Here is a 26,356-nt window from a genome sequence, read left to right as displayed (position 1 = left end):
AACAGGCCCTCCGGCAGGGCCCGTCGGCATCGGCCGGGCCGTCTCAGGTACCCGGTGTGCGCAGCCCGAGGTGGTCGCGGAGCGTCGTCCCCTCGTACTCCGTACGGAAGACCCCGCGCTCCTGGAGGAGGGGCACCACCGTGTCGGCGAACTCGTCCAGGCCGCCGGGGACCAGATGCGGGGCCAGGATGAAGCCGTCGGACGCCTCGCTCTGCACGGCGTCGTTCACCGCGGCGGCGACCGTGGCGGGCGAACCGATGAACGTCTGCCGGGCGCTGGTCTCGATCACCAGCTCCCGGATGGACAGCCCCTCCGCCTTCGCCCGCTGCCGCCACTCGGCCGCGGTGGCCAGCGGGTCACGCACCATCCGTACGCTCGCCCGGCCCCGCGCCACCGTGTGCTCACCCGTATCGGGGTCGATGTCGGGCAGCGGCCCGTCCGGGTCGTACGCCGACAGGTCCCGGTTCCAGACGTGTTCCAGGAACTTGATGGCGGTCTGGCCGCTGACCTGGCTGCGCCGCACCTCATGGGCGCGTTCCTGGGCCTCGGCGTCGGTGTCGCCCAGTACGAAGGTGGCCGCGGGCAGGATCAGCAGCTCATCCGGGGACCTTCCGTGGCGGGCCAGCCGCCCCTTCACATCCCGGTAGAAGACCCGGCCGGCTTCCGGCGCGGAGTGCCTGCTGAAGATCGCGTCGGCGGTCGCGGCGGCGAACTCCCGGCCCTGGTCGGAGTCGCCCGCCTGGAAGATCACCGGCCGGCCCTGCGGCGAGCGCGGCACATTGAACCGGCCCGCGATGTCGAAGTGCTGGTCGCGGTGGGCGAACGTACCGGCGTCCGGCGTCCGCAGGAACCGCCCGCTCTCCCGGTCGGCCGGCACATCCCCGTCGGCCCAGGAGTCGAACAGCTCCCAGGCGGTACGGAGGAACTGCTCGGCGCGGGTGTAGCGGTCCGCCTCCGGGAGGAAACCGCCGCGCCGGAAGTTCTCCCCGGTGAAGGCGTCCCAGGAGGTGACGACGTTCCACGCGGCCCGGCCTGCCGACAGATGGTCGAGCGAGGCGAACTGCCGTGCCACCTCGTACGGTTCGTTGAAGGTGGAGTTGATCGTGCCGGCGAGACCGATCCGCTCCGTGACGGCGGCGAGCGCGGCCAGCACCGTGAAGGTGTCGGGGCGCCCCACCACGTCCAGGTCGTAGATCTCGCCGCCCTGCTCCCGCAGACGCAGCCCCTCGGCCAGGAACAGGAAGTCGAACCTGGCCCGCTCCGCGGTGCGCGCGAAGTGGCTGAAGGAGGCGAAGTCGATCTGGCTGCCCGCCTCCGGGTCGCTCCAGACCGTGGTGTTGTTGACCCCGGGGAAGTGGGCCGCGAGGTGGATCTGCTTCAGGGTGTCGCTCATGACTGTCCTCCGGCCCGGACCCGGGCGTAACGGTTGGCGGGCCGCGTCAGGCCGAGCAGCCCGCGCAGCGATCCGGCCTCGTAGGCGCGGCGGAAGGCGCCCCGGCTCTGGAGTTCGGGGACCAGGCCCCGGGTGATGGCCGGCAGGTCGTGGCCGGTCACGGCGGGGCGCAGCCGGTATCCGGTCAGGCCCGCGCGCTGCCAGTCGAGCAGCAGGTCGGCGAGTCCAGCCGGGGTGCCGGTGAACACCTCGGCGTCGCTGGTCAGCGGGGCACCGGCCGTCTCGTCCAGCCGCTGCCTGCGGGCCTTCGCGGCGGTGGCGGTGTCGTCGAGGAAGACCACCAGGTCCCCGAAGACATGGACGGTCTCACCGCCCCGGCCCGCGGCGTCCCGGGCGGTCAGGATCTCGTCGGTGACGGCCCGCGCACCGGCGGCGTCGTGCGGCGTGACATACCCGACGTCCGCCGAGCCCGCCACGAGCGCGTACGGCACGGGCCCGTGGGCGAGTGCGGTCACCAGCGGCTGCCCCTGCGGCGACCGCGGGGTGATGGACGGGCCCTTGACGCTGAACCGCTCGCCCTCGAAGTCGATGTAGTGCAGCTTCGTACGGTCGATGAACCGCCCGGTGGCGGTGTCGCGTATCTCGGCGTCGTCCTCCCAGCTGTCCCAGAGCCTGCGCAGCACCTCGACGTAGTCGGCCGCCTCGCCGAAGAGTTCACGGATCAGCTCCTGTGCGGCCGGGTGCCCGAGGTCCTGCGGCCGGAACTCCGGCAGGTCCCGGCGGCCGAAGTGCGCCGCCTCGTGCGCCGATGGGGAGACCCGGACCCGGACGCCCGCGCGCCCCCCGCTCACATGGTCCAGCGTGGCGATGGCCTTCGCGAGGTGGAAGGGCTCGGTGTGGGTGACCACCGCGGTCGGTACGAGCCCGATGTGCCGGGTCAGCGGCGCCACGGCGGCGGCGGTCAGGACCGCGTCCAGCCGGCCGCGCACCTGGTCGGTGCGCCGGTCGTCACCGGTCGGGTCGGTCGACTGGAGGGACAGCGCGTCCTCGAACGTCACGAAGTCGATGAGTCCGCGCTCGGCTTCCTGTACGGCGTCCAGCCAGTAGCGGGCGGTGAAGAGTCCCTCCGGCCTGGACCGGGGATCACGCCAGGAGGCCGGGTGCCAGCCCGCGCCGTCCAGCGCCACGGCGAGATGAAGCGGTCCGGGAGGAGCGGAAGGGGTGGGAGAGGGTGACATGTCCGCGGGGTGCCTTTCCTGAGGGGCGGGGGTGCGGGGAGAGCGGGGGAGGAGCGCCAGGTCCGGTCAGGCCCCCGGTACGGCCGGGGCGTCACCTCCCGGGACCCGGACCACGACGAACAGATTGCGCAGCCGCAGCGTGAAGCCCATCGACAGATAGAGCCGGATGGCGTTCTCGTTCTCGGCCGCCGCGTGCAGGAACGGAGTGTCCCCGCGGTCCCGGATCCCGTCGGCCACATGGCGTACCAGCCGGGTGGCGAGCCCCTGGCCCCGGTGCCCGTCATCCGTGCAGACGGCGCTGATCTCGGTATGGCCCGGCGGGCGCAGCCGCTCGCCGGCCATCGCCACCAGCCGCCCGCCGCGCCGGATCCCCCAGTACGCGCCCAGTTCGATCGTGCGGGGGAGGAAGGGGCCCGGCCTGGTGCGGCTCACCAGGTCCAGCATCTCCGGTACGTCCGCCGGGGTCAGCCGGACCGCCTCCGGGTCGCGGGCCGTACGCAGGGTGGTGGCGATGAGCTGGACGCCCGAACCGCTGCGTACCGTCTCCCAGTTGTCCGGCACCGACGTGACCCCGGTGACGGCGGTCTGCCCGCCGCGGCCGACCAGTACGGCGAGGTCGTCCCAGGCCGCGGGGGACGCAGGATCGGCCAGTGCGACGAAGGGCGCGACATCCGGCTGATAGCGCGCGGCGGCCCCCACCGTCTCGGCGAAGCGCCGGTGCGGGCCGGTGAGCGCGGCCCAGGCGGCGTTGTCCAGCAGATGCGGAGCGGCCGGTCCGGGCGGCGGCGCGGGAGCGGGCGGCGGGAGGGGCGGCCGCGGTGGCTGGAGTTCGGTGGACATGCGGCGCCTTCTCTTCTCTGCGGGGAGTGTTCTGGGCGGGCGTTTCTGCTGGGTCACCGCCTTCGGAGCGGAAGGCGGTGATGTGGCTCGGCAGTCGTCGGTGCCACGGCTCAGGAGTTGCTGACCGGCAGCCCCGGCGGGTTCACCTGGGCGTTCTTCACGGCCTCGTTCCCGAGGTTCCACGCCCGCAGCCACTTGGCGTACTGACCGTGCCCGATCAGGTAGTTGATGGCCGCGGCCAGTGGCTTCGCGAGGCCGCTGCCCTTCTTGGCGGTGGCGCAGATCAGTCCCTGCAGCGAGGCCCCGGCCCCCGAGAAGGTGCCCGCGCTGCGGGTCGCCTGCGGGGTCGATGCGGTGCGGGTGATGTGGTACGAGAGGCTCGGGTTCGGGCCGAAGTACGCGTCGATCTTCTTCGAATTCAGCGCCAGATAGGTGCTGTTGCTGTCCTGGTAGTACTTCACCGTCAGCTTCTTGCCCTCGGCCGCCAGCTTGCCCCGCCATTCGAGCAGGAGCTTCTCCTGGTTGGTGCCCGCTCCCACCGCGACGGTCTTCCCCGCCAGGCTCTTGTACGTGCCGTCGAAGTGCCAGCCGGAGTCCTTGCGCACCTCGAACCCGAGGTTGTCCTCGCGGTAGCAGGCGAACTCGTACTTCTTCTTCCGCTCCTCCGTGTCCGTGATGTTGGAGAAGCCCGCCTCGGTGCGGCCGCTGTCGATCCCGACGAACAGGTTCTCCCAGGTGGAGTTCTTCAGGTCGGGCCTGAGGCCGAACACCGATGCGACCAGCCGGCCGAGATCGGGCTCGGATCCGGTGAGGGTCTTCTGGTCGTCACCGACATACCCGAGCGGCGCCGAGCCGGCCGGGAGCATGCCGAGCCCGACGGTCAGCTTGCCGTCCGCGGTGACGGACTTGGGCAACTGCGCCCGGATGGCGGCCACTTCGGGGACGTGCAGGGTGGTCTGCTTGGCGGCGCCGTTCGAGACCGTGCCGATGACCACCGACCCCTTGGCGGCGGGGGCCGGCGAGCCGGTCCCGTCCTCGGCGCTGCCGGCACCGCAGGCGCTGAGTCCGGCGGCCAGGGCGAGCACGGTGCCGGCGGCGGCGAGAGCGGACAGTGGTGAGCTGCGGCGGAGCATGTCGGATTCCTCGGTGGTGGGTGCGGGTGGTGACGGGCGGGAGGCGATGCGGACGGAGCCGCTCAGGGGACCTTGCCGAGGAACTCCCTGGTCCTGGCCTCGCGGGGATGGTCGAGTACCTGTCCAGGCGGCCCCTGTTCGACGATCAGCCCCTGGTCGAGGAAGACGACCTGGTCGGCCACCTCGCGGGCGAACCCGATCTCGTGGGTCACCACGATCAGCGTGGTTCCACCCGTCGCCAGCTCCTTGATGACGGAGAGGACCTCGCCGACAAGCTCCGGGTCGAGCGCCGATGTCGGCTCGTCGAAGAGGATCACCCCCGGTTCGAGGGCCAGCGCCCGTGCGATGGCCACCCGCTGCTGCTGGCCGCCGGACAACTGCCGTGGATACGCGCCGGCCTTGTCCCCGAGACCGACCCGCTCCAGCAGGGTGCGGGCCAGGGCCCGGCCGCCCTCCCGGTCGGTACGGCCGATGGCGGTCGGGGCCGCCGCGACGTTCTCCAGCACCGTCAGGTTCGGGAACAGGTTGAAGTGCTGGAAGACGAAGCCGATACGGCTGCGCTGGGCCCGGATCGTACGCTCGGCCAGCTCCTTCAGCCGGCCCCTGAAGTGCCGTACGCCGATGGGCTCGCCGCCGACCGTCACATGGCCGATGTCCAGCTTCTCCAGATGGTTCACGGCCCGCAGCAGCGTCGACTTGCCGGACCCGGAAGGCCCGATGACGACGGTGACCGACCCAGGGTCCACGGTCAGATCGATACCGCGCAGGACCTGGTGGTCCCCGAACCACTTGTGCGCGCGGTGGATTTCCACGGCGACCGGCGCGGAGCGGACGGACTCCTCGCCCTGCGGTGCTGTGGTGCTGAGGCTCATATGCCCGCTCCGATCGCGATACGGGCACGCGCGCTGCGGATCCCGGCCCTGAGCTTCTGCAGTGGAGTGGGGGGTACGGTGCGCAGCGCACCGCGGGAGTAGTGGCGCTCCACGTAGAACTGGACGACCGAGACGGCGCTCGTCAGGACGATGTACCAGAAGGTGGCCACGAGCAGCAGCGGTACGACATCCCCCGGGTAGGTGCTGCCCAGGCTCTGCACCGTGCCGAAGAGGTCGAGCAGGGAGACGTAGAAGACCAGCGAGGTGCTTTTGACCAGGCCGATCAGCTGGTTGACATAGGTCGGCACGATGACCCGCAGGGCCTGCGGGAACACGATGCGGCGGAACCGGAACCCGGGCGGCAGCCCGAGGGCCGACGCCGCCTCGTGCTGGCCCTGGTCGACGGAGAGCACACCGGACCTGACGACCTCGGCGGCGTACGCGGCCTCGTTGAGGCTCAGACCGACGACGGCGACCACCAGGTCGGTGGCGAGATGGGACTCGTCGAACCGGAAGAAGGCGGGCCCGAACGGGATGCCCAGGCTGAGCGTCCGGTACAGCGCGCTGAAGTTGTACAGGAAGAGCAGGACGACGATCAGCGGGACCGAGCGCAGCAGCCAGATGTAGACCCAGGAGGCCGACCTGAGTACGGGGTTGGGGGAGAGCCTGCAGAGCGCGAGGACGATCCCGCCGATGAGCCCGGCCACCGCGCTGAGCGCCGCGACTTCGAGGGTGATGAGCAGCCCGTCGAGCACGACCGGGCGGAAGAACCAGTACGAGAACCGGCTCCACTGGTAGAACGGGTTGCTCACCAGGCCGTGCAGGAACTGCGCGACCAGCACCACGACCACGGCCGTCAGCACCCAGCGCCACGGGTGACGCAGCGGCAGCACCCGCTCGGCCGCGAGCCGGGGGTCGCGCACCGGGGCGGCCGTACCGGCACCCGGTTCGGAATCCGGCCCTGCGTCCGGTCCGTCGTCCTGTCCGGACGCCGTACCGGACCGTGGCGGTCCGGGAGGAGCGGGCAGCGCGCCGGCGGTCACCGGCTCGTCCGGGGGCGCGGACGTCTCGGGCATGGGTACTCCAGAGATCAAGAGGTCGCCGGGCGGCGGGGGCCGGCACGGCCGGGGCCGGGCCGGGCGCCCCGGGCAAGGTGCCGGGAACGGCGGTACGGGAGAGAGCGCGGGGAACTGGGGGAGCGGGCCGGATCTGCCGGGGCGTCAGCGGCCGCGGTGCGGAGCACCGGCCGGCAGCCCGGCGGTACACGAGCGACACCCGCCGGTACACGAGCGACAGGGGTGGGCCGCCGACGACGGCGTACGCGCGGAGCCGGGGTGCGGCAGGGCGCAGCGGAGGCGGCGTACGGCTGCCGTCCTCTCCGGTGCGCGTTCCATGCTGGTCACCCTGGTTCTCTCCGCCGTGCGGGCGCCGCCGGGGGGCGCGCTCGGTGAAACGGGCGGCACACGGGAATCGGGGCCGCCGGACCGGCGGGGGATCACCGGGCCGGTCCGGCGTCAGTAACCCATGCGGGGAAGTGGGCGTCAATGCGCGTCCAGGGAGTGTGAACAGCCCCGGGCCGTGGTCCGCCGACGCCGGGGCGGGACAGCCGTACCCGCTCTGAGCAGGGCAGACGCCGACGGGACACGGGCGGTGTGCGCGTGCGGCCGGGGTGCGGGCCGGGCCGCCGGCCGCCGTTCATTTCGCGATGCCGTAACACGGGCTTCATCCCCGGCGGGATACCGGCCCCGCAGGCCGTGAACCCGCGGCCCGCAGCGGTCATACCGTCGGGCGCGGTGCGTGTCTAGGAGGGCGCCGTGTCGTCCAGGGCCGCCAGCCGGGTCGTCACGTCGTCCGTGAAACGGGTCAGCAGCCGGCCGAGGTCCTTGCGGTCCTGTTCCGGCCAGTGCGCGACGGCTCCGGTGAACCATCCGACGAGCGTGCGCGCGTAACGGTCGGCGGCCTGCGCGCCTTCGGCTGTCGGCTCGATCAGGCTGACGCGTCCGTCGTCCGGGTCGCCGATGCGGTGCACCAGGCCACGCCGCTCCAACTGCTGGACCTGGCGTGTGGCGTGGGGCTGGACGACCTGCACCTGCTCCGCGATCTCCTTCACCCGAAGCGGCTTGCCCGCGAAGTGCAGGGCGAGCAGTACGGAGAAGGCGGGCCGGTCCACCGTGGCCCCGGCGGCCTCCATGGCGTGGTGCACCAGCCGGCCACGGCTGATGGCGTTGCTCAGCTGGGCCAGGCGGGGCATCACGGCCAGTACGTCGTCCTGGTTGCCGGCCTGCTCGGGCTCGCCCGGTGTTGGCGTGTTCATCCCATTCATCCCAGCTCCATTTGCATACTTAACACAGGTATCTATACGGTGGTCTTGCTCGTCGGTGTCCGGGGTGTGCTGCACCCGCAATAAGGATACCTAAAGTAGGCATCTACTGCCCCGGGTGGGAGCCCGGACGAGGAGGACTCATCATGTACCCCAAGGTCAACCGCACGATCCTCATCTCCGGCGCCAGCATCGCCGGCCCGTCCCTCGCCTACTGGCTCGACCGGTACGGCTTCGAGGTCACCGTGGTGGAGAAGGCCCCCGCGATGCGCGGCGGCGGGTACGCGATCGACGTCCGGGGCACCGCGCGTGACGTGGCCGACCGGATGGGGCTGCTGCCGCAGCTCCGGCGGGCCCATGTGGACACCCGGAAGATCTCCTTCCTCGATGCCGATGGTGGTGTCGTGGCCGCTGTACGGCCCGAGGCCGTCACGGGTGGGGCGGAGAACCTCGATCTGGAGGTGCGCAGGGGAGACCTGGCCGACTGTCTCCACGGCCTGGTCCGGGACAGGGTCGAGTTTCTGTTCAACGACTCGATAGCGACCCTCGACGACCGGGGCGACGCCGTGGAGGTCACTTTCGACAGCGGCACCCGGCGCACCTTCGACCTGGTGATCGGTGCCGACGGGCTGCACTCCAACACCCGCCGCCTGGCCTTCGGTCCCGAAGAGCGGTACCACCGCTACCTCGGTTACTGCTTCGCCGGATTCACGTTGCCCAACGACCTCGGCCTCGCGCACGAGGCCCGTATGTGGAACGTCCCGGGCAGGGCCGCGACGCTCTACGCCCACGACCCCGCCGACACCCTGCACGGATTCCTGACGTTCGCTCAGGAGAAGGCCCCCTTGGGGGCGTTCCGCGACCCGTGGGCCCAGCGTGAGCTGGTGGCATCGGAGTTCCCCGACACGCAGTGGGAGATTCCGCGCATGGTGGCGGCCATGCGGAGCGCCGACGACCTCTTCTTCGATGTCGTGAGCCAGATCCATATGCCGACCTGGTCCACCGGACGTACGGCGCTGGCCGGGGACGCCGCCCACGCGACCTCCTTCCTGTCCGGCCAGGGGTCGAGCGTCTCGCTGGTGGGGGCGTATGTGCTGGCGGGTGAGCTGGCCACCCGCGCCGACCACACCACGGCCTTCGCTGCCTACGAGAAGACGGTCCGTGAGTTCGTGGAGCTGAACCAGGCGCTGGCCCTGGGCGGCAGCGCCACGGTCACCCCGCGCACCCGGGAGCAGCTGGACGCGCGCAACGCCGCTCTGCGCGGGGGTGCCGCTCTTCCGTCGGAGGGTCAGGGCCGCACGGCCAGCACGGCTCTTGTGCTGCCCGATTACGGTCACGCCGGATAGGCGCCGGCCCATGGGGCGGGCCGTGGGGCTGTCGTGGGGCTGTCGTGGGGCGGGCCATGGCTATGACCGTCGTTACATGCACACGGGCGTGCAAATATGGGGTGTTTACCCACAATGACCCGCCCTATGCCTGTGCTTTTGTTCACGGTTGAACAAGTGTGTAATACACGGGCACTCGGGACAAACGGAATATCAGGCTCCTCTAAGGTGCCGGAACATGAGCACTGCCACTACTCACCGCACCCCCGCACAGCATTCCGTACGCGTTCTGCGCCATGTCTGGATCCCTCTCGATGACGGGACCCGTCTCGCCGCCCGGATCTGGCTTCCCGCCGACGCCGAAGGACCGGTTCCCTCGGTCCTGGAGTACATCCCGTACCGGAAGAACGACGGGACGGCCCCCCGCGACGTGACGCTGCACGGTCAGTTCGCGCGGGCCGGCTATGCCGCTGTGCGGGTCGACTGCCGTGGCAGCGGTGACTCCAGCGGCATCATGCTCGACGAATACCACGCCACCGAGCTGTCCGACGCGCTCGAAGTCCTCGCCTGGATCGAGCGCCAGGACTGGTCGGACGGCCAGGTGGGCATCATCGGCAAGTCCTGGGGCGGCTTCAACGGCCTCCAGATAGCCGCCCTCCAGCCGCCCCAGCTGCGCTGCATCGTCACGGTCTGCTCGACCGACGACCGGTACGCCGACGACGTGCACTACGCGGGCGGCTCGCTGCTCGCCTCCGAGATGCTGCCCTGGGCCGCGACGATGCTCGCGTACAACGCCCGCCCGTCCGACCCCGCCGTCATCGGCGAGTCCTGGCGCGACGAGTGGCTCGACCGGCTGGACAAGACCGTCCCGTACGCCGAGGAGTGGCTGACCCACCAGCGCCGGGACGCCTACTGGCAGCACGGCTCCGTCTGCGAGGACTACTCGGCCATCAAGGTCCCGGTCTACGCGGTCGGCGGCTGGCTCGACCCGTACCGCGGCGCGGTCTTCCGGCTCATGGAGAACCTGCGGGTGCCCGCCAAGGCCCTGCTCGGCCCCTGGGCGCACACCTACCCCCACCAGGCCGAACCGGGCCCCGCCATGGACTTCCAGGGCGAGTGCGTGCGCTGGTTCGACCACTGGATGGGCGGCGCCGACAACGGCATCATGGACGAACCCGCCCTGCGGGCCTGGATACCCGACCCGGCCCCGGTCGGCTCCGACCGCGAGGAGCGCCCTGGACGCTGGGTCGCCGAACCCTCCTGGCCGGCCCCCGGCGTCGAAGCGGCCGTCACCCCGCTCGGCGCGCTCGGCGGCGAGCCGGGCACGGCCGTACTCCGGTCGCCGCTCGCGATCGGCGCCTCCGGCGGCGACTTCCTCAAGTTCGGCGACATACCGGGCCAGAACGGCGACCAGGCACCCGACGACGGCCGCTCCAGGACATTCACCGGGCCCGCCCTCGCGGAGCGTCTCGAAATCCTCGGCGCCCCCGAGGTGACCCTGCGGGTCACCAGCGACCGGCCGCAGGCGCAGCTCGCCGTGCGGCTCTGCGAGGTCTGGCCCGACGGCAGCTCCAAGCTGGTCACCACGGGCTTCCTCAACCTCACCCACCGGGACGGCCACAGCGACCCGCAGCCGCTGGAGCCGGGCCGCGCCTACGAGGTGGCGGTGCCGCTGTTCGCCACCGGCCACGCCTTCGGCGCCGGCAACCGGATCCGGATCTCCGTCTCCGCCTCGCTGTGGCCCTGGGTCTGGCCCTCGCCCGAGCAGGTGGCGCTGGAACTCGACACGGCCCACGGCGAGCTGACCCTGCCGGTACGCGCGCCCCGCCCCGCCGAAGAGGCGGAGCTGCGCCCGTACGGACCGCCGCTCGATGTTCCTCCGCACAGCATCGAGCTGACCTCCATCCCCGGGGACAGGACGGTCGGCTTCGACTACGAGACCGGTGAGCAGATCATCGTCACCACCCCGGCCGACGGCACCATGACCGACAGGGCCGACGGCCTCACCCGCACCGGCAGCGACCTCAACCGCTTCCGGCTGGTCGAGGGCGACCCGCTGTCCGCCGTGGTCGAGAGCGAGCGCGAGGAGTCCATCAGCCGGGGCGGCTGGGCGACGCGCATCAGCACCAGGTCCAGGATGACCGCCGACGCCACGGACTTCTGTGTGGTCAACCAGCTGTCCGCGTTCGAGGGCGCGGGCGACGACGAGCGCGAGGTCTTCAGCCGTACCTGGTCCTTCAGCGTCCCCCGGGACCAGGTGTGAAGGGCCTCAGGCGCGTACTGGCCGGCTGTCTGGCCCTGATGGGTGTGGCCGCGCTGTCCGGCTGCGGCGCGGTGTCCGAGACCACGGGCAGCAAGCCCACCGTGGTCATCGGGGCGAAGGAGTTCACCGAGCAGTGGATCATCGGTGAGCTGTACAAACAGGCCCTCACCAAGGCCGGCTACAACGTCGAGCTGAAGTCGAACATCGGCAGCACCACCGTCATCGACGGGGCACTCACCTCCGGCCAGATCGACCTGTACCCCGAGTACACCGGGGTCATCCTCCAGGTCCTGGCCCGCAGTAAGACCATGCCGCACTCCGCCGCCGGGACCTACCGCGCGGCCAAGGCGTACGAGGAGACCCGCGGGCTGACCATGCTGCCCCCGACCCCCTTCCAGAACCGCGACGCGGTCGCCGTCAAGCCCGCGTTCGCCAAGAAGTACGGGCTGAGGACCATCAGCGATCTGAGGAAGGCGGGACATGTCGTCTTCGCCGAGTACCCGGACAACATGGAGGGCGCGCTCGGCTACCACGACATGGTCAAGACCTACGGGCTGCACAACACCGAGGTGAAGACCCTCAACATCGGCCTGCAGTACTCCGCACTCGACCACGGACAGGTCGACGCGGCCGACGTCTTCACCACCGACCCGCAGCTCGCCCGCGGCGGCTACACCCTCCTCGACGACACGAAGGGCTACTACGGCTTCCAGAACGTGGCGCCCGTCGTACGCAAGGGCGTGCAGGAGAAGCAGGGCCCGGAATTCGCCAGGACGCTGAACAAGGTGGACGCGCTCCTCACTGACCAGGCGGTACGCGAGATGAACCGCGCGGTCGACACCGTACGGCTTGCCCCCTCCGAAGTCGCGGCCAAGTTCCTGAAGGCCAACGACATCAGCTGACGCAGGCAGCCGCCGCGCGACGACCCGCGGCGGCGTCCCGCCACCCATCTGCGACCTTCCGGTCGCTCTCCAGGAGAAAAAGCCCCCAATGAGCCAGGAAAGCCATAAAATTTCCACCTCCGCGCAGGAGATCGTCTTCGACCACGTGGTCAAGACGTACCCCAACTCCGCGACGCCCGCGGTCGACGACCTGTCGCTGACCGTGCCCGCGGGGGAGATCTGTGTGCTGCTCGGCCCGTCCGGCAGCGGCAAGACCACCGCGCTGATGATGGTGAACCGGCTCGCCGAGCCGACCGGCGGCGACATCCGCATCGGCGGCCGGTCCATCCGCGACCTCGACCCCATCCAGCTGCGCCGCTCGATCGGCTACGTCATCCAGCAGACGGGCCTCTTCCCCCATCTGTCGATCGCGGCCAACATCGCCACGGTCCCCAAAGTCCTCGGCTGGGACCGGAAACGCACCAAGGACCGGGTGGCCGAACTGCTCGACCTGGTCGGCCTGCCCGTCGGCGAGTACGGGTCGCGCTACCCCACCCAGCTGTCCGGCGGCCAGCGCCAGCGCGTCGGCATCGCCAGGGCCCTCGCGGCCGACCCGCCGGTCATGCTGATGGACGAGCCGTTCGGCGCGCTCGACCCCATCACCCGTGAGCATGTCCAGGACGAGTTCCTGGCGCTGCACGAGCGCATCCGCAAGACCGTGATCTTCGTGAGCCACGACATCGACGAGGCCGTGAAGATGGGCGACCGCGTCGCGATCCTCCGCGAGGGCGGCAGGCTCGCACAGTACGACCCGCCCCGGACCCTCCTGAAGAAGCCGGCCGACGAGTTCGTCGCCCGGTTCCTCGGCGCCGACCGCGGACTGAAGCGCCTGTCCCTGGTCAGGCTCAGCGATCTGGAGCTCACACCGGCCCCGGACACCGGCGGCGGCGAACTCCCCGGCCTGCCCGGCGATGCCACGCTCCGCTCCGCGCTCTCCCTGATGGTGGCCGAGGGCGCCGACGCCGTACGGGTCACCGGGGACGGCGGCGCCGTACTCGGCACCGCGTCCATGGACGCCGTACGGAAGGCGGGCGCGGCATGAGCGCGGGACCCGTCATCCCGGACTACGGGAGCCCCAGCGCCTGTGTGGCGAACAACTCCACCTTCTGCGTGGACTGGTTCACCGCACACTGGTCGACCCTCTTCTGGCCGGCGCTCGTCCAGCACATCGAACTCACCCTGATCGCGGTCGTCGCCGGCTTCGTCATCGCCTTCCTGATGGCCGTACTCGCCCACTTCCAGGGCTGGTTCGCGATGCCGGCCTCCGCCCTCTCGTCCTTCCTCTACACGGTGCCGCCGCTGGCGCTCTTCCAACTCCTGGTCCCGGTCACCGGGTTCTCCGTGCTCACGGTGGAGATCGCCCTCATCGCGTACAGCCTCTATCTGCTGTTCACCACCATCCTCACCGGGCTCCGCGAAGTCCCGGAGGACGCGGTGCGCGCGGCGCGCGGCATGGGGCTGACCAGACGGCAGATCCTCTTCAAGGTCGAGCTGCCGATGTCCCTGCCGTCCCTCATCTCCGGACTGCGGGTCACGACGGTCATGACCATCGGGACCGTCGCCATCGCGGCCTACGTCATCGACTCCGGCCTCGGCTCGCTGATCCTCAAGGCGCTGCAGTCACCGTTCAACACCCAGTTCATCGGCGCGGGCGCCCTCGCGGTCGTCCTGGCGCTCACCGCCGACGGACTGCTGGTACTCGCCGGACGGCTGCTCACCCCGTGGGCCCGGAGCAGGAAGGCCGCGTAAATGGACACCTTCATCGGTTCGTTCACCTTCATGCACGACCGGATGTCGCTGATGCTGGAGAAGACGGGGCAGCACGTCTGGATGTGCGCGATCGTCATCGCCGTCTCGCTCGTGGTCGCCGTCCCCGTCGGGCTCTGGCTCGGCCATCTGCACCGCGGTGAGTTCCTCACCACCAGCATCTCCAACGTGGGCCGGGCCCTGCCCAACCTCGCGGTCATCGCGATCGGCCTGGGCATCTTCGGCCTCAACTTCGTCAACATCGCGGTCGCGCTGCTGATCACCGCCATCCCGCCGATCCTCAGCCAGGCGTATCTGGCCGTCGACCAGGTCGACCCGGACATGGTCCGAGCCGCACGCGGAATGGGCCTCACCCCGCTGCAGGTCCTCCTCAAGGTGGAGCTGCCCCTGGCCCTCCCGCTGCTCTTCTCCGGCATCCGGATCGCGGTGGTGTACGTCATCTCCGCGGCCACCCTGGCCACGGTGGCCGGGGGCGGCGGGCTCGGGGACATCGTCCTCGGCCAGGCCAACTACGGCCTTGAGGGCGTGATCGCCGCGGCGCTGTGGGTGGCGGCGCTGGCGCTCGCCGCGGACGGGCTGATCGCGCTGATCCAGCGGCTCCTGGTCCCGAAGGGGCTGCGCGTGTCGCGCGCCTAGGGGGTGTCCGGGGTTCGTCGCCGTACCCGCCCCTCGTCCGGACAGACCGCCGCCCCCGGCGCCGCGCAGTCGCGGTACCGGGGGCGGCGGGTCGCTGATCAGCGAGCCATGAACCCGAACCAGCCCTCGCTGGCGTTCTTGTAGGCACCGGCGTCCGTGATGCCCGCCGGGCCACCGAGGTTGTGGTAGTAGATCCCGCCGGCCTCCTTGTGGAAGCTGCCCGCCGCGGCGATGCCGTGGTGGCCGTGGTGGTGGCCGTGGCCGTGACCGTAGTCGTGGGCCGAGGCGGACGCGGCGCCGCCCAGCACCGCGGAGGCGGCGAAGGCGCTGGCGACGAGCATGCTGCGAAGACGCATAGAGACTCCTAATTCGACAACTACATGGGCAAGCACATGCATATCGGTTAGGGGGTGCATCCGGAAGCCGCCCCGCCCGGCCCCAGCCGAACGGACGCACCTGTCCGGGAAACGGGGTACCGGACGGGTCCTGACATGGGGACACGGGTGCGGTTCTCGTACGTTCCGGCGGTGTCCCGGGCCCGTGCGCCGAAGCCCTGGCTCACTCCTCGAAGTACGTGTCCAGGACAGTATCGAGCCGCGCCGACCATTCCTTGAGCTCGCCCCGGCCGGGCGCGGTGACATCGGCCTGGTAGGTGTGGCGGTTGGGCAGATGGACGAAGACGGTCAGCCGGCGTCCGTACTTGGACGTCTGGAACTCGACGGCACCGATCTCGGTCCAGTCGAACTCGGCCTCCTGGTCGTCCAGCCTGAGCACCATGCCCGCGCGGTTCGCGATGATCACCGAACGGCGGTCGGAGACCTCGAAGACGGGGGCGTCGGCCGGGTCGTCCCCCGCCTCGCGCTCGTCCTCGCTCTCCCGCGCGGTGTCCGCCGATGCCGGTGCCGGTGCCGGTGCCGATGTCGGTGCCGGTGCGGCCTCCGGCTCCGGTGTGCTCTCCGGCTCCGGCTGCGCAGACTCCTCCGTACGCTCCGGGGCCGCCCCTTCTGCCGGTCCGTCCGGTTCCGGCGCATCGGCGGCCGCCGTCTCGGCGCGCGGCGGCATCAGGCCGGGGACGTACGCCGGATCGGTCGCGGCGGCCGGCACGGGAGGGGGGCTCTTCGGGCCTATGTGCTGTTCCACGGTGCGCAGTATGGACGATGGACCTGTGTGACAGCCAGTGGCCCCGAGCACCGTCCTGCGGGCCGCGTGGACCGGGGGGCCGGGGCGGCCGGTCAGTGCGCCAGCCGGGCGTGGATCACGTCCGCGTACGCCTGCTCGCCCCGTGCGTTGGGGTGCAGCGGCGCCGCCGGAGCGGTGGGCAGGAAGCCCTCCACCCATTTGGCGCGGGGCGACCGGCAGGCGTCGTGCCCCCGGCTCGGGGTGCGGACGTCGACGTACTCGGCGCCGTGGGCGGCGGCCGCGGCGGCGATCACCCGGTTCATCCGGTCGATGCTGCCCTGCACCCAGTCCGCGTCGCTGCCGAGCAGCGGGACGGCCGGCCAGCAGCCGCCCGCCCTGAGGTAGTCCCCGTATCCGGTGACCAGCACCCTGGCCACCGGGGAGCGCCGGTGAATGGCGTCCAGTACGGCGGCGAGCTTCGGGCCCAGGCCGTCGATACGGGTCGCCTCCACGTCCACACCGTCCTTGAGATACGTGTCCTGGCAGTGCCCGCCGAGCGTGCTGAGCCGGACGCAGCTGCCCGCGACGCCGACCAGACCGGCGTCGTTGCCGCCGATGGTCAGGGTGACCAGCGTGGTCCCCGCGCTCAGCGCGTCGAGCTGGGGCGGTGCGGTGCCCGCGTCCGCGCCGAGGACCGAGAGCTGCTGGGGAGCGGTCATGTCGCCGGTCACCGCGCCACTGCAGGTGACGTCGCGGAAGACATCGGCCTTGAGCCGGGCGGCCAGGACGTGCGGGTAGTTGCGGGTCGAGCGGCCGCAGGCGAAGGGGCCCGTGCTGTGCGGTACGAAGGGGGCCGCCGCCATCGAGTCGCCCAGCGCCACATACACCTGCCGGCCGCCGCCCGGTGTGCCCGCGCTGTCCGCCACCGCGGGGGTGAGGCCGGCTGCCGTGGCCGAAGCGGCGAGTACCCCGGCGGCGAGTGCGGCCCCGGTCAGCCGTCGTACTCCACGGCAAGTGCCTGTGCGGCGTGCTGAGTTCACTGGGGGCTCCCGGCTCCTGGCTGTGCGGTGACGCGGTGCGTGATGCGGTGGGGCGGGCATGCTGTGCGTGGGCGGGCTGCGGTGGCGGCCGCCCACCACAACTTCCGTCACTTCACCGGCGTTGTCGAGCACCGACGCGGTGCGCCGGTGGCCCCGTCAACGCCGCTCAACGCCGCTTTTCCGGCACGGTGTTCGCCCGCTCCGGTGCGGCGGGCGGCTCCCGCGGTGCCAACGGCCCGCGGAGTAGGCGAGACTGGTGCCGTGGCGGGCTACCTTCCCCACGAGACCACGAGTCTCGTGGGGCGACAGAACGAGTTGGGCCATCTGCGGAACGCTCTCGCGGTGCACCGGCTGATCACGCTGACCGGAATCGGCGGGGTGGGCAAGACCCGTGTCGCGCTGCGCGCGGCCGGCCGGGCCGCACCGGACTGCCCGGACGGTGCCTGGTGGGCGGACCTCTCGCCGGTCCACGACGAGCGGCTGCTGCTGCCCACCGTCTGCGACGCCGTCGGATTCTCCGACCACACCACCCGCAGCCAGGCCGACGCGCTCTGCGCCTGGCTCGCCGACAAGCAGGGGCTGCTGGTGCTCGACTCCTGCGAGCACCTGGTCGGACCCTGCCGCAGCCTGGTGGGCGACCTCCTCACCGCGGCCCCCGGCCTCACGGTGCTGGCGACCAGCAGACAGGCGCTGGCGGTCGGCGGCGAGTACGTGGTCGAGATCGAGCCGCTGCCCGTCGAGGGCGACCGGGCCGCTCTGACCCTCTTCACCGAGCGGGCCGGACAGGTGGCGCCCGGGCTCTCACTCGCGGATCCGGGCGCCGCCGAAGCGGCCGCCGACATCTGCCGCAGGCTCGAAGGGATTCCGCTGGCCGTCGAACTGGCCGTCGCGCAGCTGCGGGACAGCTCAGTGGAGAAGGTGGCGGAGAGACTGGGCTCCCGCTTCGAGACGCTGGTGCGGGGCGAGCGGACGGGGGCCCTGCGGCACCAGACCCTGCGGACCGCCATCGGCTGGAGCCACGAACTGTGCGAACCGCTGGAGCGGCTCCTCTGGGCGCGGCTGTCCGTCTTCCGCGGCCCCTTCGACGCCGAGTCCGCACGCGCGGTCTGCTCCGGCGGGCCGCTCTCCGCCGATGAGGCCGGCCGAGCGCTGCGCGGGCTCACCGAGAAGTCGGTCGTCGGCTGGGACGGCACACGGCACCGCATGCTCGACACCGTCCGCGATTACGGCCGGATGTGGCTGGCCGAACTGGGTGAGGGCGAGGAACTGGCCGACCGCCACGCCGAGCACTGTCTGGCCCTCGCCCGCGACGCCGACGCGGGCTGGCGGAGCGCCGAGCAGAGCGAGTGGTACCGGCGGGTCGCCGACGTACACATCGACATCTGCACCGCGCTGGACCGGCTGCTGGTCACCGACCCGGGGCGCGCGGTCGAACTGGTCGGCCTCGTCGGCTTCTACTGGAGCTGCTGCGGCCACCTGCACGAGCTGCGCAGCTACGTGGAACGCGCCCTGGCCCTCCACCCGCTGCGAGGCCCGGTCCGCAGCCGGGCTCAGTGGGTGCTCGGGGTGAACGCGCTGCTCCAGGGCGAGCACGACCTGGCGCACGACCTGGGGCTGCGGTGCGACGAGGAGGCCCAGCAGGGGGACGACACGGAGGCGTCGCTCGCCGCCGGCTATCTGCTCGGCCTCAGCCACCTCATGGCGGGCAGGCCGCTGGCGGCGCACACCGTGGCCGTCCGGCTGCCGGGGCCCGCGGACATGACGGCGGACTCGGCGTCCCGCCGCAAGTGCCGGCTGGTCGAGGTGTTCGCGCTCACCGGTATCGGCATGCTCACCGAAGCACACGGTCTGGCCACCGAGTTGCGGGCCGCGTGCGCCGAGACGGGGGACTGGTGGACCCGCTCCTACACCGAGTACCAGCTCGCCCTGATCGCGCTCTTCCAGGACCGGCCGGGCGACGCCGCGGCCCATGCGCGGTCCATGCTCATGGGCAAGCGGCACATCGGTGACGCCTTCGGGATCGCCCTGGGCCTCGATGTGCTGGCGGCCGCTCTTGCCGCGCAGGGGGACGGCGAGCAGGCCGCGCTGGTCTTCGGCACGAGCCAGGCGTACTGGCACACGGTCGGCCATCCGCAGCGGGGCACCCCCGAGCTGGGACCCGTACGCGAGGAGTGCGAGCGCAGCGCCCGCGCCGCCATCGGGGACGAGGCGTACGACGAGGCGTTCCACCGGGGCGCCTCGGTACGGACCGCCCCGGCCCTGGCCCGCGCCCTCGACGGCCAACTGCCCCTGCCCTGATACCAGATCGGCCACCGCCTCGGGTGCGGTTGCGCACATGGTCTTGAAGGTGGCCGCACACCTGCGATGATGTTCACACTTTGTGCACAGATGACCTGGGGGGGGGGCCATGGGATCCGTCGGGACCGCGCTGCTCGAACTGCGGACGGCGCAGAAGTCCGCCAAGGGAGTGTCGCTCTACTCCCGCTATGTGAACCGCCCGGTGGGCCGCTATCTGGCGGCCGGATCGCACGCCGTGGGGCTGAGCCCCAATCAGGTCACCCTGGTGAGCGCCGTTTTCAGCTTCGCGGCGGTGGCCGGGGTAGCGCTCGGCGACCCGTCCTGGGGCCAGGGCGGCGCCGTATGGGCCGGTCTCGCCGTGGGGTTCGCCTTCGACTCGGCCGACGGCCAGCTGGCCCGGCTGCGCGGCGGCGGCAGCGCGGCGGGGGAGTGGCTCGACCACGTCGTGGACTGCGCGAAGATCACCGCACTGCACTCGGCCGTACTCATCGCCTTCTACCGGCACCCCGGCCACTTCGGGGTCACGGACGACGCCTGGCTGCTGGTGCCGCTCGGCTTCCAGTTCGCCGCCGTGGTCACCTTCTTCGGCGGACTGCTCACCGAGAAACTCACCCCCAGGCCGGCCCCCGGCAGCCCGGCCCCCGGCAGCCCGGCCGCCGCACCGTCGCGGCTGCGCGCGGTCGCGCTGCTCCCCGTCGACCACGGGATCTTCTGCCTGGTCTTCCTGCTGCTCGGTGCCGGAACGTACTTCCGCTGGGCCTATACGGCGCTCGGGGCGGTCAGCGCGCTGTTCCTGGCCGCCTTCCTCACGAAGTGGTTCCGGGAACTGAGCGCAGTTCGGCGCTGAACTGCGCCTCCGGCTGGGCCAGTACGTCCAGGGCGCGGCGCAACTGCGTACTCGACGTGTGCACCGTGTACGGGAAGTAGACGATGTCCACCCCCACCTCCGCGAAGTCCCGCTCCAGCTTCTCGCCCTTCGCGGTGCCCCGCCAGTCGTCGCCCTTGAACAGCACGTCGAAGCGCACCTGCCGCCAGGTCTCGACCTTGTCGGCGACCGTCTCCACGAATGCGGCGTCCACGTACTTGACGCTGCGGACGATCTCCAGCCGCTCCACCAGCGGGATCATCGGGCGGCGGCCCTTGGCCCGCTCCGCCATCTCGTCGGAGACCACTCCGGCGACCAGGTAGTCGCACTGACTGCGCGCGTGACGAAGGATGTTGAGGTGACCGATGTGGAAGAGATCGTAGGCGCCGGGCGCGTATCCGACCCGGTACGGTCTGTCTGCCGTCATGACTGAAACCCCCCAGCGAACCACACCCCCCGGCGTGGTGGAAGGTACTGACGATAGCGTGCACATTCCGTTCAGGATGAGTGAACGATCAGGGTGGCCAACGTGATTCACCTCTGGGGGGAAGGGACCGCCGCGTGACACAGACGCGACGCAACGATGAACAGGCGGCGAAACAGCGCCGGTTACTGCTCGTTTCCACCAACTACGCTCCCGAGCACGCCGGAATCGGACCGTATGCGACCCAGATAGCCGAGCACTGGGCGCGGGCCGGCCACGAGACCCATGTGCTCACCGGGATGCCGCACTACCCGTCCTGGGTGACGGACCCGGCGTACGCCGGTGTCTGGCGCCGCTCCGAGGAGCGCGAGGGGGTACGGGTGCACCGCAGGCGGCACACCGTGCCGCCCCGGCAGACCGCCGTCAGACGGGCGCTCTTCGAAGGCTCGATCCTGCTGCACGCCCTGGCGGCGCCACCACGGACCGGACGTCCGGACGCCGTGCTCGCACAGATGCCCAGCCTCGCGGGCGGTGTCGTCGGGGCCCGGCTCGCGGCGCGCTGGCGGGCGCCGTTCGTCCCGGTGGTGCAGGACCTGATGGGGGCCGCCGCCGCGCAGAGCGGGATACGCGGCGGGGACCGCGCCGCCGCACTGGCCGAGCGCGCCGAGTCGTACGCCCTGCGCCGCGCGGCCCTGGTGGGCGTGATCCACGAGACGTTCGTCGAGAAGGTACGGGCGATGGGCGTCGACCCCGGGCGGATCCGGATCGTGCCCAACTGGAACCACATACCGGGCCCTTCGCGCCCCCGTGCCGAGAGCCGGGCCCGGCTCGGCTGGCGCGAGAGCGACACCGTGGTCCTGCACTCCGGGAACATGGGACTCAAACAGGGGCTGGACGTCCTGGTCGAGGCGGCCAGGCGCGACCCGGCCCTGCGCGTGGTGCTGATGGGCGAAGGGAACCAGCGCGGGACGCTGGCCGCGCTCGCTTCCGGCATACCCAACCTGGAGTTCCTGCCGCCCGCCGATGACGGTGAATTCCCGGACATTCTCGCGGCCGCGGACGTCCTGGCGGTCACCCAGCGGGCCACGGTGCTCGATATGAGCGTCCCCTCCAAGCTGACCTCGTACTTCGCGTCCGGGCGGCCCGTGGTCGCCTCCGTGGCCGAGGGGGGCGGCACGGCGGGGGAAGTGCTCCGCTCGGGGGCCGGGGTGCTCGTTCCCCCGGAGAATCCGGACGCTCTGGTGTCCGCGGTGCGTAGAATCGCCGCAGATCCGGTGACCGCCGATGCGCTGGGGGCTGAGGGGCCGCGTCATGTGGCGTCCCACTTGTCGAGGGACGCGGGACTGGCGCGGATCGACGCACTGATCGAAGAGGCTCTGGGGGGTCCACACACGTGACGGACACGCACGCTTCCGCGTCGAGGGACGACGAACCGGACCTGCTGCGGGACCAGTTCAGGCAACTGCTGCGCTACCGCCGCCTCATCGGCCTGGGGATCGGGGTCGGCCTGCTCGGCGGTGCCTGGCTCGGGGTGACATCGGCCGAGAGCTACGCGGCGGCCAGCGACATCCGCCTCCGCGCCCCCACCAACGACCCCTTCAACCCGGCCGTTTCGGTGGACAAGACCATCAACATGGGCACCGAGCGGCAGACCGCCGTCAGCAGCAGCGTCGCCGAGATCGCCGTCCGGTCCCTCGGCCTGCCCGACAGCCGGCTGGCCGCCTTCCAGCGCGGACTCCAGGTCACCAACCCGCCGCAGACCATGGTCCTCCACTTCACCTACACCACGACCTCGCCCGGCGAGGCGGCCCGCCGGGCCAACGCCGTCACCAAGGCATACCTCGATCTGCGCAAGAAGCAGTGGGGCGACCTGCGGGACAGCATGGTCAAGAAGTCCCAGAACCAGCTGAACCCGATCGCCAAGGAGCAGAACGACCTGGCCAAGCAGCTGGCGGCCGAGGGCAGCGCGGCCCCGGACTCCTCACGGGCCCGCAACGACGACCTGCTCAGCAAGGTCGGCACGCTCAACAGCCAGATAGCCAGCCTCAAGGCGCTCGACATGACGGCCGGCACCGTGATCGTCAAGGCCGTGCCGCCGACCGCCTCCAGCGGTCTGGGGCTGGCCGTCTCACTCGGCGTCGGCGGCGCCGTCGGCATCGCACTCGGACTGCTCGCCGCCTGGGTCCGGCTGGTCTTCGACCCGTCGCCCCGTTCGTCCGGCGACGTCGCCCGTGCGGTGCGGGCCCCCGTACTGGGCAGCCTGCCGCGCATCGCCGACGGCGGTCCGCTGCTCGCCGTCGACCGGTCGGACTCCCGGCTCGCCGAGGAGTACCGCTCCGTCGCCTTCCGGCTCGCCTACGACCAGCGCTTCGCCGACCGCAGACGGCTGCTCGTCGCCGCCCCGCGGGGCGGCAACGGCGAAGCGGCGGCGGCCGTGGCGGCCAACCTGGCGGCGTCGTTCGCCGAGACCGGCAAGGACGTGCTGCTCGTCGAGGCCGACCTGCGCACCCCTTCGCTCACCTCCCGGCTGCGCGCCGAAGCCCCCAGCCGCCCGGGGTGGAGCCTGCCGCCCGACTTCGACGAGTCCGGCTGGCCAGGGCCCCGTCAACTCCAGGTCGACGCACACGAGTCGGGTGCCTTCGACCTGATCCCCGGCGAGCGCGTACGGAATGTGGCGCGCGCCCTCACATCGGCCCGGGTGACCCGGCTGATCGCGGAGGCCGACTCGCCGAACGCCACCGTCGTCGTGCTGGCACCGCCCGTCCTCGCCTACGCCGACGCGCTGGCCCTGGTCGACCGGGTGGACGGGGTGCTGATCGTCTGCGACCCGCGCGCCGTGCACCGGGCCGACCTCGTCCGTATCAGGGAGCTGATCACCGGCGCCGGCGGTACCGTACTGGGCGCCGTCACCCACGCGGCGTCCCGCAGGCCCAGCCGCCGGAGCGCCGCGGGAGCCGGGCACCGGGGAGGGGCCGGGCGGGCATCGGACAGACCGGCGCCGCCGGGCGCGGCGCCGCAGCCTCCGGCGCCCTACCCGGCGGCATCCCGCGTCCCCGCCGGGGACGACACCGTCGCCCTCCGCACGATCCGCGCCGGAGACCGGTGAGACGCTCGGCCGTCGTCGCCGCGTCAGTGCTCGACCAGGCCGCTTCCAGCCTGACCAACATCCTGGTGCTGGTGATGGCGGCCCGGGTCTCCACCACCGCCGGGTTCGCCGCGTTCTCGATGGTGTATCTGACGTTCACGGTGCTGCTCGGCCTCAACATGTCGTACGTCGGGCAGGCCGTCGTACTCGAACGCGGCGACCCCGCGGCCCTCGCGTCGGCCTGCCGCTCGGCCGCCGCGTTCACCGCCTGCGCCTCGCTCGTCGCGGGCGCGCTGCTCGCGGCGGGCGGCGCGGCCGTCGGCGGCCGCCTCGGACACACCTTCATCGCGCTGGGGCTCGTCCTGCCCTTCGTCCTGCTCCAGGACGGTCTGCGCTACTCGTTCTCCGCGCTGCAGCAGCCGCACCGCGCCCTCGCCGCCGATGTGCTGCGGCTGGTCTGTGTGGTGCCCGCGCTGCTGCTCCAGCCCCACCACGCTGCTCCCGCCCGGCTGGTGGCCGTCTGGGGGCTGTCCGCCGTCCCGGCGCTGCTGGCCGGGCTGCTGCTGTTGCGGCCGCTGGTGCGCGGGGCCACCACCCAGGTACGGCGCTATCTGCGCCGCGGCCACCTCGGGATGCGCTTCGTCGTCGAGTTCGCCGTCGGCAACGCCTCCAGCCAGCTGGCGGTCCTCGGCCTCGGACTGTTCGCCAGCCCGCTTGCGGTCGGCGCGCTGCGCGGTGCCACCACCCTCTTCGGCCCGCTCAACGTGCTGTTCAACTCGGTCAACGCCTTCGGCCCGCCGGTACTCGGCAGGCTGGGCGGCCGCCGCGCCACCACGCGGGCCGCGGCCGTCCTGGGCTGCGTACTGGCCGGCGCGGGCTTCGGCTGGGCCGCGGTCCTGTACGCGCTGCCCGACCGTATGGGGCGCCAACTCCTCGGCGCCACCTGGCAGTCGGCGTCCGCGCTGCTGCCCGCCACCGGCAGCCAGTACGCGGTGATGGCGCTGGGGACCTGCGCCCTGGTCACCCTCAGGGTGCTCAGCCCGCGCGCCACCCTCTCGCTCCAGGTGGTCTTCTCGCTGGTGTCCGTGGCGCTGATGCTCGGCGGCTATCCGCTCGGCGGCGCCACCGGCGCGGCCTGGGGGCTCGCGGCCGGTTCCGCGCTCAAGGCGGTCGCCGCCTGGACGCGTGTCGCCCGGCTGGGACCGGCCGCCGAGCCGGTCACCGGCGGGGACGCTCAGCGCAGCGCGGCGCCCCTGTCCTGACGGTAGGTGGTGACCATCGCGACGCAGATCACCGCGATGGCCACCCGTCCCGACGCCTGGAGCAGCGGACCGCGCAGCAGGATGAAGGAGTAACCGGCGACCAGCGGCACCACGAGCGAGATCAGACTCCCCGGCGGCGTGCGCCGGATCGCACGCCTGGCGTACCGCCGGTCCACCCGCGCCGCCGCGTACCCCATCGCGAGCAGCCCCAGCGTCATCCCGGCGGGGCCGAAGTCGATCCACAGCTCCGCCCACACCGGTGAGGAGAGGTTGGTGTTGACCGCGTCCATCCACTCACCGACCATCACCCCGGTGTCGTGCGGTTTGCCGTGCCACACCGAGCGCGGCACCGCGAACAGGATCGACCCGGCCAGCTGCTTCCCGTACAGGTGCCCGACCCCGGACCGTTCGAAGGTGATGGTGTTGGCGAACATCCCGATCTGGTCGTAGTCCTTGAGCGCCAGCGGTTCGAGCACCGAAGTGGTCTCCACCGGGTGGTAGTTCTGCTCGTCGTAGCGGAAGCGGTCGGCGAACGGGAAGACCACCAGCGCCACCACGACCCCCAGGCTCAGCGCCGAGCGGTACATCGCCGCGCTGACCGGGAACAGCGTGAACAGCAGCGCGAGCAGGACGGTCAGGAACCAGTAACGCGGGTTGGAGATCGGGTTGTTGACCACTGTGTTCAGCGCGGCCAGCGCGATCCAGACGGCGATCACCGCGGGGGACCTGCGGGCCCGCCGGGAGGTGACCAGCCAGCGGGTGTACGCCAGCAGCGCGAACAGCGCGGGAACGGTGCCGAAGCCGCGCAGCAGGGCCTGGCCCGCCTGCGAGTCGGCCTGCGAGATGCCCGCCTCCTCGATCCCGGCGATGATCTCCTGGCGGCTGCTGAAGAAGACGGCGGGCCCGCCCAGTCTGACGATGAGCGCACCGCTGCACACGAAGGCCACCACGACCAGCAGATACAGCCGTTTGCGGTGCACCAGCGCGGGCCGCGTCTCACCACGGCCCCTGCCGCCCGGCCGGTGCCGGGCGAGCAGCGCCCCCACATCGAAGGCGGCGCACCCGATCAGGACGAGCGCCACCGCCTCCGTCACGTCGGAGCGCGGCCCCACCACCGGAGTGGGGACCTTGCCGAGCACCGCCTGGGCCAGTGGCGCCACCCCCATCGCCATATAGACGAAGAGCCAGAACGCTCCCTGGAGCAGCTTGCGATGGCTGGTCAGCACCATGCCGGACAGCCGGGCCCCCGCGTACACGGTCAGGGTGAGCTGGAGCCAGTACGCGGCGTCGTGCACCCCGTCACCGGGCTGTACGGCGACGAGCAGCGGCAGTACGAGCGAGAGCCCCAGCGCGAGCGGCACCGACAGGGCCCGGGAGAGCAGCGTGCGCGGGGACACGGCGGGCGCGAAGCGGAAGGGGCTCGCGGTGGCCCCGGCCGCGACGGGGAGCGCACCGGGCCCGGTGGCCGGCGCCGGGGGCTCCGGCCGGACGCCCTCGCTGGTGTCCGTCGCCATGGCTAGGCCCCCGCCCCCTGG

General features: G+C 71.8%; 23 protein-coding genes. 11 read left to right on the top strand and 12 right to left on the bottom strand.

The window, feature by feature from the left end:
- Positions 1-43: 43 nt before the first annotated feature.
- The 7 genes from OG510_RS04135 to OG510_RS04105 form a co-directional block, all read right to left on the bottom strand.
- Positions 44-1,393 carry an NtaA/DmoA family FMN-dependent monooxygenase gene (locus tag OG510_RS04135; RefSeq protein ID WP_406135310.1) on the bottom strand — a complete coding sequence of 450 codons (1,350 nt, stop codon included), beginning with the start codon at positions 1,391-1,393 and terminating at the stop codon, positions 44-46.
- A complete protein-coding gene (locus OG510_RS04130; protein WP_406135309.1) occupies positions 1,390-2,631 on the bottom strand; it encodes an LLM class flavin-dependent oxidoreductase in 1,242 nt (413 codons plus the stop codon). Before OG510_RS04130 ends, OG510_RS04135 begins: the two co-directional genes overlap by 4 nt.
- 66 nt (positions 2,632-2,697) lie before the next feature.
- Positions 2,698-3,471 carry a GNAT family N-acetyltransferase gene (locus tag OG510_RS04125; RefSeq protein WP_406135308.1) on the bottom strand — a complete coding sequence of 258 codons (774 nt, stop codon included), beginning with the start codon at positions 3,469-3,471 and terminating at the stop codon, positions 2,698-2,700.
- A 110-nt stretch (positions 3,472-3,581) separates the two neighbouring features.
- A complete protein-coding gene (locus OG510_RS04120) occupies positions 3,582-4,604 on the bottom strand; it encodes a transporter substrate-binding domain-containing protein (protein ID WP_406135307.1) in 1,023 nt (340 codons plus the stop codon).
- A 62-nt stretch (positions 4,605-4,666) separates the two neighbouring features.
- Positions 4,667-5,476, bottom strand: a complete 810-nt coding sequence (locus OG510_RS04115) for an amino acid ABC transporter ATP-binding protein (RefSeq protein ID WP_406135306.1) — start codon at positions 5,474-5,476, stop codon at positions 4,667-4,669.
- Positions 5,473-6,552, bottom strand: a complete 1,080-nt coding sequence (locus tag OG510_RS04110; protein ID WP_406135305.1) for an amino acid ABC transporter permease — start codon at positions 6,550-6,552, stop codon at positions 5,473-5,475. Before OG510_RS04110 ends, OG510_RS04115 begins: the two co-directional genes overlap by 4 nt.
- Before the next feature lie 725 nt (positions 6,553-7,277).
- On the bottom strand, positions 7,278-7,790 hold the full coding sequence (locus OG510_RS04105; protein ID WP_406135303.1) for a MarR family winged helix-turn-helix transcriptional regulator: 513 nt from the start codon (positions 7,788-7,790) through the stop codon (positions 7,278-7,280).
- Between the two features lie 152 nt (positions 7,791-7,942).
- Here OG510_RS04105 and OG510_RS04100 point away from each other — a divergent pair, with 152 nt between their 5' ends.
- The 6 genes from OG510_RS04100 to OG510_RS04075 all read left to right on the top strand — a co-directional run bounded on the left by OG510_RS04100 (position 7,943) and on the right by OG510_RS04075 (position 14,728).
- A complete protein-coding gene (locus OG510_RS04100; RefSeq protein ID WP_406135302.1) occupies positions 7,943-9,142 on the top strand; it encodes an FAD-dependent oxidoreductase in 1,200 nt (399 codons plus the stop codon).
- A 217-nt stretch (positions 9,143-9,359) separates the two neighbouring features.
- Positions 9,360-11,384 (top strand): CocE/NonD family hydrolase, encoded by a 2,025-nt coding sequence (locus tag OG510_RS04095; RefSeq protein ID WP_406135300.1) that lies wholly within the window; start codon positions 9,360-9,362, stop codon positions 11,382-11,384.
- The gene (locus OG510_RS04090; protein WP_406135299.1) at positions 11,381-12,286 is read left to right on the top strand and encodes a glycine betaine ABC transporter substrate-binding protein; all 906 of its coding nucleotides are present in this window, start codon (positions 11,381-11,383) and stop codon (positions 12,284-12,286) included. The genes OG510_RS04095 and OG510_RS04090 overlap by 4 nt, the downstream gene beginning before the upstream one ends.
- An 88-nt stretch (positions 12,287-12,374) precedes the next feature.
- The gene (locus OG510_RS04085) at positions 12,375-13,367 is read left to right on the top strand and encodes an ABC transporter ATP-binding protein (RefSeq protein ID WP_406135298.1); all 993 of its coding nucleotides are present in this window, start codon (positions 12,375-12,377) and stop codon (positions 13,365-13,367) included.
- Positions 13,364-14,074, top strand: coding sequence for an ABC transporter permease (locus OG510_RS04080; protein WP_164262028.1), 711 nt, complete (start codon positions 13,364-13,366; stop codon positions 14,072-14,074). Before OG510_RS04085 ends, OG510_RS04080 begins: the two co-directional genes overlap by 4 nt.
- On the top strand, positions 14,075-14,728 hold the full coding sequence (locus OG510_RS04075; RefSeq protein WP_406135297.1) for an ABC transporter permease: 654 nt from the start codon (positions 14,075-14,077) through the stop codon (positions 14,726-14,728).
- A gap of 98 nt (positions 14,729-14,826) precedes the next feature.
- Here OG510_RS04075 and OG510_RS04070 read toward each other — a convergent pair whose 3' ends face one another.
- From OG510_RS04070 to OG510_RS04060, 3 genes are all read right to left on the bottom strand, one after another.
- Positions 14,827-15,084 (bottom strand): hypothetical protein, encoded by a 258-nt coding sequence (locus OG510_RS04070; RefSeq protein WP_406135296.1) that lies wholly within the window; start codon positions 15,082-15,084, stop codon positions 14,827-14,829.
- Between the two features lie 202 nt (positions 15,085-15,286).
- Positions 15,287-15,868, bottom strand: a complete 582-nt coding sequence (locus OG510_RS04065; protein ID WP_406135295.1) for a hypothetical protein — start codon at positions 15,866-15,868, stop codon at positions 15,287-15,289.
- 92 nt (positions 15,869-15,960) lie between these two features.
- A complete protein-coding gene (locus OG510_RS04060; RefSeq protein ID WP_406135294.1) occupies positions 15,961-16,887 on the bottom strand; it encodes an SGNH/GDSL hydrolase family protein in 927 nt (308 codons plus the stop codon).
- Between the two features lie 261 nt (positions 16,888-17,148).
- On the opposite strand from OG510_RS04060, the gene OG510_RS04055 reads away from it, so the two are divergent.
- Entirely contained in the window at positions 17,149-19,185 is a 2,037-nt protein-coding gene (locus OG510_RS04055) for an ATP-binding protein (RefSeq protein ID WP_406135293.1), read from the top strand.
- Positions 19,186-19,294: 109 nt separating this feature from the next.
- The gene (locus OG510_RS04050; protein ID WP_406135292.1) at positions 19,295-20,032 is read left to right on the top strand and encodes a CDP-alcohol phosphatidyltransferase family protein; all 738 of its coding nucleotides are present in this window, start codon (positions 19,295-19,297) and stop codon (positions 20,030-20,032) included.
- Here OG510_RS04050 and OG510_RS04045 read toward each other — a convergent pair.
- Positions 19,992-20,477, bottom strand: a complete 486-nt coding sequence (locus OG510_RS04045; RefSeq protein ID WP_164267350.1) for an adenylyltransferase/cytidyltransferase family protein — start codon at positions 20,475-20,477, stop codon at positions 19,992-19,994. The genes OG510_RS04050 and OG510_RS04045 overlap by 41 nt on opposite strands.
- 134 nt (positions 20,478-20,611) lie before the next feature.
- Here OG510_RS04045 and OG510_RS04040 point away from each other — a divergent pair, with 134 nt between their 5' ends.
- The 3 genes from OG510_RS04040 to OG510_RS04030 are packed head-to-tail and all read left to right on the top strand — an operon-like array spanning position 20,612 to position 24,821.
- The gene (locus tag OG510_RS04040) at positions 20,612-21,871 is read left to right on the top strand and encodes a glycosyltransferase family 4 protein (protein ID WP_406135290.1); all 1,260 of its coding nucleotides are present in this window, start codon (positions 20,612-20,614) and stop codon (positions 21,869-21,871) included.
- On the top strand, positions 21,868-23,580 hold the full coding sequence (locus tag OG510_RS04035) for a lipopolysaccharide biosynthesis protein (RefSeq protein ID WP_406135289.1): 1,713 nt from the start codon (positions 21,868-21,870) through the stop codon (positions 23,578-23,580). The genes OG510_RS04040 and OG510_RS04035 overlap by 4 nt, the downstream gene beginning before the upstream one ends.
- Positions 23,577-24,821 carry a hypothetical protein gene (locus tag OG510_RS04030; RefSeq protein WP_406135288.1) on the top strand — a complete coding sequence of 415 codons (1,245 nt, stop codon included), beginning with the start codon at positions 23,577-23,579 and terminating at the stop codon, positions 24,819-24,821. The genes OG510_RS04035 and OG510_RS04030 overlap by 4 nt, the downstream gene beginning before the upstream one ends.
- Here the strand turns inward: OG510_RS04030 and OG510_RS04025 are convergent.
- Positions 24,794-26,335 carry a hypothetical protein gene (locus tag OG510_RS04025; protein ID WP_406135287.1) on the bottom strand — a complete coding sequence of 514 codons (1,542 nt, stop codon included), beginning with the start codon at positions 26,333-26,335 and terminating at the stop codon, positions 24,794-24,796. The genes OG510_RS04030 and OG510_RS04025 overlap by 28 nt on opposite strands.
- Positions 26,336-26,356 lie beyond the last annotated feature (21 nt).

Source organism: Streptomyces sp. NBC_01089 (assembly GCF_045162975.1).
Classification (GTDB): domain Bacteria; phylum Actinomycetota; class Actinomycetes; order Streptomycetales; family Streptomycetaceae; genus Streptomyces.
This window is presented reverse-complemented; position numbering and strand designations above follow the sequence as displayed.

What these genes read in the sequence shown, in the direction of transcription:
- OG510_RS04135 (WP_406135310.1), bottom strand. Translation starts at nt 1,393, where the DNA reads ATGAGCGACACCCTGAAGCAGATCCACCTCGCGGCCCACTTCCCCGGG.
- OG510_RS04100 (WP_406135302.1), top strand. Translation starts at nt 7,943, where the DNA reads ATGTACCCCAAGGTCAACCGCACGATCCTCATCTCCGGCGCCAGCATC.
- OG510_RS04085 (WP_406135298.1), top strand. Translation starts at nt 12,375, where the DNA reads ATGAGCCAGGAAAGCCATAAAATTTCCACCTCCGCGCAGGAGATCGTC.
- OG510_RS04115 (WP_406135306.1), bottom strand. Translation starts at nt 5,476, where the DNA reads ATGAGCCTCAGCACCACAGCACCGCAGGGCGAGGAGTCCGTCCGCTCC.
- OG510_RS04050 (WP_406135292.1), top strand. Translation starts at nt 19,295, where the DNA reads ATGGGATCCGTCGGGACCGCGCTGCTCGAACTGCGGACGGCGCAGAAG.
- OG510_RS04075 (WP_406135297.1), top strand. Translation starts at nt 14,075, where the DNA reads ATGGACACCTTCATCGGTTCGTTCACCTTCATGCACGACCGGATGTCG.
- OG510_RS04125 (WP_406135308.1), bottom strand. Translation starts at nt 3,471, where the DNA reads ATGTCCACCGAACTCCAGCCACCGCGGCCGCCCCTCCCGCCGCCCGCT.
- OG510_RS04080 (WP_164262028.1), top strand. Translation starts at nt 13,364, where the DNA reads ATGAGCGCGGGACCCGTCATCCCGGACTACGGGAGCCCCAGCGCCTGT.
- OG510_RS04095 (WP_406135300.1), top strand. Translation starts at nt 9,360, where the DNA reads ATGAGCACTGCCACTACTCACCGCACCCCCGCACAGCATTCCGTACGC.
- OG510_RS04105 (WP_406135303.1), bottom strand. Translation starts at nt 7,790, where the DNA reads ATGAACACGCCAACACCGGGCGAGCCCGAGCAGGCCGGCAACCAGGAC.
- OG510_RS04070 (WP_406135296.1), bottom strand. Translation starts at nt 15,084, where the DNA reads ATGCGTCTTCGCAGCATGCTCGTCGCCAGCGCCTTCGCCGCCTCCGCG.
- OG510_RS04120 (WP_406135307.1), bottom strand. Translation starts at nt 4,604, where the DNA reads ATGCTCCGCCGCAGCTCACCACTGTCCGCTCTCGCCGCCGCCGGCACC.
- OG510_RS04130 (WP_406135309.1), bottom strand. Translation starts at nt 2,631, where the DNA reads ATGTCACCCTCTCCCACCCCTTCCGCTCCTCCCGGACCGCTTCATCTC.
- OG510_RS04045 (WP_164267350.1), bottom strand. Translation starts at nt 20,477, where the DNA reads ATGACGGCAGACAGACCGTACCGGGTCGGATACGCGCCCGGCGCCTAC.
- OG510_RS04025 (WP_406135287.1), bottom strand. Translation starts at nt 26,335, where the DNA reads ATGGCGACGGACACCAGCGAGGGCGTCCGGCCGGAGCCCCCGGCGCCG.
- OG510_RS04110 (WP_406135305.1), bottom strand. Translation starts at nt 6,552, where the DNA reads ATGCCCGAGACGTCCGCGCCCCCGGACGAGCCGGTGACCGCCGGCGCG.